Source organism: Thermoplasmata archaeon (assembly GCA_035632695.1).
Taxonomy (GTDB): Archaea; Thermoplasmatota; Thermoplasmata; order RBG-16-68-12; family RBG-16-68-12; genus RBG-16-68-12.
Map to the genome: position 1 here is coordinate 1 of DASQGG010000094.1, position 2,372 is coordinate 2,372.

Consider the following 2,372-nt stretch of genomic DNA (forward strand, 5'->3'; position numbering starts at 1 on the left):
AGATGAGGATGGCGGCGAGGGTGAGGGAGTGCAGGCGAGCGGGAACGACGGGGGTCGCCGCGGGATACCCGCGCGCACAAGGGTCCAGGGGCGGTGCTAGGTCGCTTGCTTCAAGGGCGTTGCGTCTTTGCTGCAGAACTGAGTCCCAGCCGGGTAGTGAGCCCCGCACGAAGGACAAAACGCCTCTGGGGGCATGGTCGTTTGCACCTGCGGCATTGGCGAGGAAATTCTAGCATTGCCAAACGCTGCAAGATGGCGGGACGCAGAAAACGCGACGAACGTCGAGATGAGGAGCATTGTGAACGCCACGAAGGCCAAGTACCAGCCGGAGCCACCACCCCAAGCGTACCAGACCGGCGCGCCGGGTTGCGTCTCCGAACCGAAGAAACCAATAACAAGGGACTGGCCAGGAACGGAAGCTTGCACTGCACCCGGGAGCGCCACATAAACGTATACTGGCGCCGCCAACGCAAGGACCGACCCCAAGACACCGGCAACGAGAACGCCGGTCCCCACCTGTGGTCGCAGGATTGAGACGACAAACAGGACAGCTGCTACGATGCTCAGGACAAGGGCACCCAAGATGAGCGCATTGGCCAGACTGAACATGTCATGCAGGGCGGGATAGCTGCTGTAGTCTTGGCACGAGCCTGCTGAGCAGACGTTCCCCAGATACCAGCCTGACGTGTAACCGTCACTCCCGGAAAGATTCCACCACGACAGAGTGGTCGTGGAGCCTACGAGTATGGCCGCGATAACGAGGAGCAACAGGCCCGCGATCGTCCGGCCTCCGAACCGCATGGCGAGATCGCCCACCGGTTTCGGAGACTGGGCGTAGCCTTCGGTCCCCAACGCTTCACCCTCTCACGCCGTATCGCGGCCTGGACTTAAGCACGTCGCGTACGTCAAGAGTCGCGGTCAAAAAGGAAGGGAGGGCTAGCCTTGTCAGAAGGGATGGGATGCACTCTAACGAACTAGCCCAAAATTCCCCCGAAAATGTCATTGGAAAACGCGTATATAAGTTTTTGTAAAGCCGGGGGCTAAAATGCCACCCATGTCCGGAGGCGCCGCCACCCGTCACAGGTAGCCGGATTTCTGGAGGGTCATCAGGTCCTCCGTGGACAACTTCTCCCCCTTCTTGAACCGCTCGAAGATCGCCTCCGCCTCGCGCTTCACGTCCGTCGTCTCGACGACCTCTCCGGCCGCGGCCCGGTTCTTCATCCAGATGCCGTGGATGATCTTGTCGTAGTCGTGGACCTGGCGGATGTGCTCAATGTGCTTGCGGTGCTCCTCGTCCGCGAGCATCTTCGTCTTGATGAACTCCTCTTGCGCCTGGTCCGCCTGCCGCCGGAGCTCGTCGCTCTTCTCGTAGAGCGTCGACATCTGGTCGTGCTCCGCCTGGGCCTGCTCCGCGAGCTCGGAGACCTGCTTGTGCGCGGCCTCCGCGTTGTCCCGCGCCGCGCGCAGATCGTCGTTGAGCTTGCGGACCTCCTCGTTCTCGTCCAGGGACTTCTCGAGCTTCTTGATCTCGGCCTGGATCCGCGCCATCTCCTCGATCAGGGCGCGCTCCTTCTCCACCGTGAGGACGGACGTCTGCTGCCGGAACTCGAGGGACTTCAGGTCGCGCCGCAGCTTGCTGATCGGGATCGCGCCGCGGGGCAGTCGCCGCCGCTTCGCGTCGTTCACGACCTCGAGAAGCTCGTTGACCTTCTTGTTCCACACGTCGCGTTCCTCCTTCGCGACGCGGACTTGGGCGTTCAGCTCGTCCCGCTTGATGCGATGCCCGGTCGCCTCCTCGACGAGGGCTCGCACCTGGGCGTTGAGCCGGTCGCGCGTCTCCACCCATTCGCGCGTCTTGTCGTTGAGCTCGTCCCGCCGCCGGCGGTGCCGCTCGGCCTCCTGGTTCTCCTTCTCCCGTTTCACTTGGAGCTCATCCAGCAACGACAATCCTCTCGCGCCGAGCTGTCGGGGTCTGGCAAAAATGGCCTTCGGATATAAAGGTTCCCGAGCGCGCCTTCCGGGAGGGCGACGCGCCGGGTCGCGATAACATGGTCGCAAACTCCATGAAGGTCGCACAGGATAATCGGGTGGTTCCATGCGGGTTCCCCGGAGGTGCTTGGCCCTCGGGCTCGTCCTCCTCGCCCTCGCGCTCGCAACGTCGAGTCCGCACCCGGCGCCGCCGTTCACGCTCGCCGCGAGCGCCCCGACCGCCGCGGTGGACCTCACCGCGGACCGAAGCGTCGTGGGTCGCGGGGATCCCCTGAACTACACGCTGTGGCTGAACGTGACGGGGAACGGCCAGATCGCCCGGACCTGGGTGAACGTGACTTTCAACACGGCGCCCAACCCGACCGAGAACGGCCTCGTCCAGG

At 63.5% G+C, this 2,372-nt stretch carries 2 protein-coding genes; one reads left to right on the forward strand and one right to left on the reverse strand.

Annotated elements, in window-relative coordinates; genetic code table 11:
* Positions 1–1,077: 1,077 nt before the first annotated feature.
* Positions 1,078–1,923, reverse strand: coding sequence for a phosphoserine phosphatase (locus VEY12_06795; protein ID HYM39834.1), 846 nt, complete (start codon positions 1,921–1,923; stop codon positions 1,078–1,080).
* Positions 1,924–2,116: 193 nt separating this feature from the next.
* On the opposite strand from VEY12_06795, the gene VEY12_06800 reads away from it, so the two are divergent.
* The coding region (locus VEY12_06800; protein ID HYM39835.1) for a hypothetical protein at positions 2,117–2,372 on the forward strand (256 nt) is incomplete at its 3' end.